This is a genomic window from Enterococcus sp. NBRC 3427 (assembly GCF_007996925.1).
In the GTDB taxonomy this organism is placed as follows: Bacteria; Bacillota; Bacilli; order Lactobacillales; family Enterococcaceae; genus Enterococcus_B; species Enterococcus_B lactis.
The window spans coordinates 1-3,853 of record NZ_BJLL01000102.1 but is presented as its reverse complement, the minus strand read 5'-3'; the positions used below and the strand labels follow the sequence as shown (position 1 = coordinate 3,853).

Genomic DNA, 3,853 nt, shown 5'->3' with positions numbered 1-3,853 from the left:
ACAAGTAGTTCTTTTTTAACGACTCAGTTATCTTATCATGTCATTTCCAACATGTCAACAACTTATTTTTTATTATTTAATAAGTTATTGGTGTTCTTTTGAACAAATAATAATATATCAACATCACATGTGAAAGTCAATAAGAAAATGCTTATTTATCAACATTTCTAGCTTACATGATCATTGGTTAGTTCTGGTCCTTTTTCGTTCGTCTTTATAACTCCGAGAGACGTAAAATCCTTTTGTTTTCAGTTTAATGTTCATGTTCTTGTCTTATTCACACCAACTAGATGTCTCACCTTCTAAAATTTTCCTTAACAAAGTGCTGCTTTTATCTATTTCTGCTTTTTTTTGCTAGAATAATAGTAACAATATGACTCTGGAGGATTTATTTATGAAAATTTTGATTGCTGACGATGATAAAGAAATCGTTGAATTATTAAGTATCTATGTTCACAATGAGGGGTATGAAGCAGTAAAGGCTTATGATGGGAAAGAAGCATTATCTAAAATCAGAACAATCCCTGATATTGAATTACTTATTTTAGATATCATGATGCCTGAGATGGATGGGATGCAAGTAGTGAAAGAGCTACGAAAAGAATCCCAAATACCAATCATTATGCTGACAGCAAAAACTACTGATATGGATAAGATCAAAGGACTGGTCGCTGGTGCAGATGATTATGTGACCAAGCCATTTAATCCGTTAGAAGTAATGGCTAGAGTAAAGTCTTTATTACGGCGTACAAAAATGCAGATTGCCCCAGATCAGCCTGATGTATTAGAAGTAAATGCATTAATCATCAATAAAGACTCTCATGAAGTTAAAACAATCGATGGGAAAGAAATCCAGTTAACAGCTTTGGAATTCGGTATCCTCTACTTGCTTGCTAGTCATCCTAATCGAGTATTTAGCGCGGATGAAATTTTTGAGCGTGTTTGGAAACAAGAAAGTATTGTCTCTGCTAAAACTGTCATGGTTCACGTTAGTCATTTAAGAGATAAGATTGAAGAAGCAACTGGTGGTGAAAAAGTCATTCAAACCGTTTGGGGAGTGGGCTATAAAATTGACGCAAGATAGTAAACGAGCAACTGAAAAACGCCGTCGGATCAATTTGACTTCAAAAGAAATCAGCGAATTGTTAGCGGAAGGAATCATCACGATTATCCTTTTGCTTCTATTAAATGTTTCTATTCTGGTTGTTATCAGTTCGGTGATCAACAGTTCACCTTCTTTGACGAATGCGATTTGGGATTCAAAGAATATTTTTGCAGAACGATTGAACACTGATTTGTTCTGGAACGGCCGGAATTTTATTATTCCCTTTTTCTTTCTATTAGATATTGGTGTTTTGTATTGGCGCTTGATTCGAAGATATCGCCAAATGCAATTGCGGCATATCATCAGCGAACTTCACTACATCGCAAACGGAAATTATGATCATCGTATCCCTTTTGAACTGAGTGGTGACTTAAGCCGAGTGGTAACAAGTATCAATGGATTGGTGGATAGTACCGTAGCAGCGATTGAAGACGAACGTAAAATCGAAAAATCAAAAGATGAATTGATCACGAATGTCAGTCATGATATCCGTACCCCACTCACGTCCATCATTGGATACCTAGGACTGATAGAAGATGGCCAGTATCACTCAGAAGAAGATCTTTTAAAGTATACGCATACTGCTTATATCAAAGCAAAGCAGATGAAATCTTTAGTGGACGACTTATTTGAATACACTAAGGTACGCCAGCCTGCTGTCCCGGTGAATTTTTCTGCCTTTGACATGATCCAGTTGATCGAACAGTTAGCAGCTGATTTTGAGTTGGAAGCTTCTAAAAAAAATATCCAAATACTTGTTCAATCAAAAGTAGACTCCCTTATCATGGATGGCGATACCGAAAAACTTGTACGTGTCTTCAATAATCTTTTGACGAATGCGTTGAAATACGGAAAAGGAGCAACGAAGATCGTAATCGAAGTAGAACGTATCGGTTCAGAAGTTGTTGCAACAGTCAAAAATAACGGAGCAATGATCCCACAACAGGCAATCGATAATCTATTCGACCGTTTTTATCGTGTAGAAGAATCTCGTTCACAAGCAACTGGAGGAACTGGACTTGGTTTAGCAATCGCTCAAAGCATTGTGGCTTTGCACGGCGGATACATTTATGCAAAATCAGATAAGCAATGGACTTCTTTCATCATGCACCTTCCAATCAAGAAAAATGAAAAATTACCTATTGATACACAGGAAGTTATTGACGAAAGCTGAAATATTCGCTATTCTTATTACAATTATTAGAATAAATGAAAAACACAGAACCCAGTACACTTTATTCTTTTTCAGAGAGCTGATGGCAGGTGTAAATCAGCAAAGGATAATTTGGAAGTTCCAGTTCGTTTACGTGCCCTTTCGAAATAAGAAAGGTCGGTTCAACAGCCGTTATGTGTTCAACAAGTGCAGCTGACGCTGAACTTGGGTGGTACCGCGAATTTCAGACTGATTCGTCCCAAGAATAATGGGATGGATCAGTCTTTTTTTATTTTCAAAAAGGAGGAAATCATATGTTAGATGTAAAAATGATGCGACAAAATATTGAAGAAGTACAAGAAAAATTGATGACTCGGGGCGTAAAAAAAGAAACATTAGCTGAATTCATGGAACTAGATGAAAATCGTCGTAAGCTACTAGTCAAAAGTGAAGAATTAAAAAAATATCGAAATGATGTTTCTGCTGAGATCGCCCAATTGAAGCGTGCAAAAGAAGATGCTTCTGCTAAAATCGCTGAAATGAAAGAAGTCGGTGGCAACATCAAAGCATTGGATACTGAAATTGCTGAAGTGGATGAAAAATTGAAACAAATTGCAACTACTTTGCCAAACCTTCCCCATGATTCTGTGCCAGTTGGAACAGATGAAGAGGACAATGTAGAAATCCGTCGTTGGAGCGAACCACGTACATTTGCTTTTGAACCAAAACCACACTGGGAAATTGCAGAAAATCTTGATATTTTAGATTTTGAACGTGGCGCAAAAGTAGCCGGTAGCCGTTTTGTCTATTACAAAGGATTAGGTGCTCGATTAGAACGTGCTGTCTACAACTTCATGCTTGATCAGCATATTTACGAACACGGCTATACTGAAATGATCACTCCTTATATCGTCAACAGTAAAGCGATGTTTGGTACGGGACAATTTCCAAAATTCAAAGAAGATGTTTTCCAATTGGAGAATACTGATCTAACATTAATCCCAACAGCTGAAGTACCATTAACTAACTATTATAATGATGAAATTTTAGATGGTGCAGATTTACCTATTTATTTCACTGCACTAAGCCCTGCTTTTCGTTCTGAAGCCGGAAGTGCTGGTCGGGATACACGAGGACTGATTCGTCTTCACCAATTCAATAAAGTAGAAATGGTCAAATTTTCGGATGTAGAGCATTCTTACGAAGAATTGGAAAAAATGACAGCTGATGCAGAAGATATCTTGAAAAAATTGCATTTGCCTTATCGTGTGATGGCCTTATCAACTGGAGACATGGGCTTTTCTGCAGCTAAAACTTATGACTTAGAAGTATGGATACCTGCACAAGATACTTATCGTGAAATCAGTTCTTGTTCTAACTGTGAAGATTTCCAAGCACGCCGCGCAATGATCCGTTATCGCGATAATGATGGAAAAATCCACTATACTCATACTCTGAATGGTTCAGGACTTGCAGTTGGCCGTACAGTAGCTGCCATTTTGGAAAACTACCAAAATGAAGATGGTTCTGTCACAGTTCCAGAAGCGCTCGTTCCTTATATGGGGAACCTGAAAGTTATTAAATAAAGAGGCTGT

Annotated in this window: 3 protein-coding genes; all 3 read left to right on the top strand. The window is 37.4% G+C overall.

Annotated elements, in window-relative coordinates:
• The first annotated feature begins 394 nt into the window (after positions 1 to 394).
• Entirely contained in the window at positions 395 to 1,084 is a 690-nt protein-coding gene (locus tag ESP02_RS12985; protein WP_002295268.1) for a response regulator transcription factor, read from the top strand.
• A complete protein-coding gene (locus tag ESP02_RS12980; RefSeq protein ID WP_002295267.1) occupies positions 1,071 to 2,279 on the top strand; it encodes a cell wall metabolism sensor histidine kinase WalK in 1,209 nt (402 codons plus the stop codon). Before ESP02_RS12985 ends, ESP02_RS12980 begins: the two co-directional genes overlap by 14 nt.
• 293 nt (positions 2,280 to 2,572) lie before the next feature.
• On the top strand, positions 2,573 to 3,844 hold the full coding sequence (gene serS, locus ESP02_RS12975) for a serine--tRNA ligase (protein WP_002295265.1): 1,272 nt from the start codon (positions 2,573 to 2,575) through the stop codon (positions 3,842 to 3,844).
• Positions 3,845 to 3,853 lie beyond the last annotated feature (9 nt).

Excerpts from the sequence above, each read along its gene's own strand:
- serS (WP_002295265.1), top strand. The coding sequence starts at position 2,573 with ATGTTAGATGTAAAAATGATGCGACAAAATATTGAAGAAGTACAAGAA.
- ESP02_RS12985 (WP_002295268.1), top strand. The coding sequence starts at position 395 with ATGAAAATTTTGATTGCTGACGATGATAAAGAAATCGTTGAATTATTA.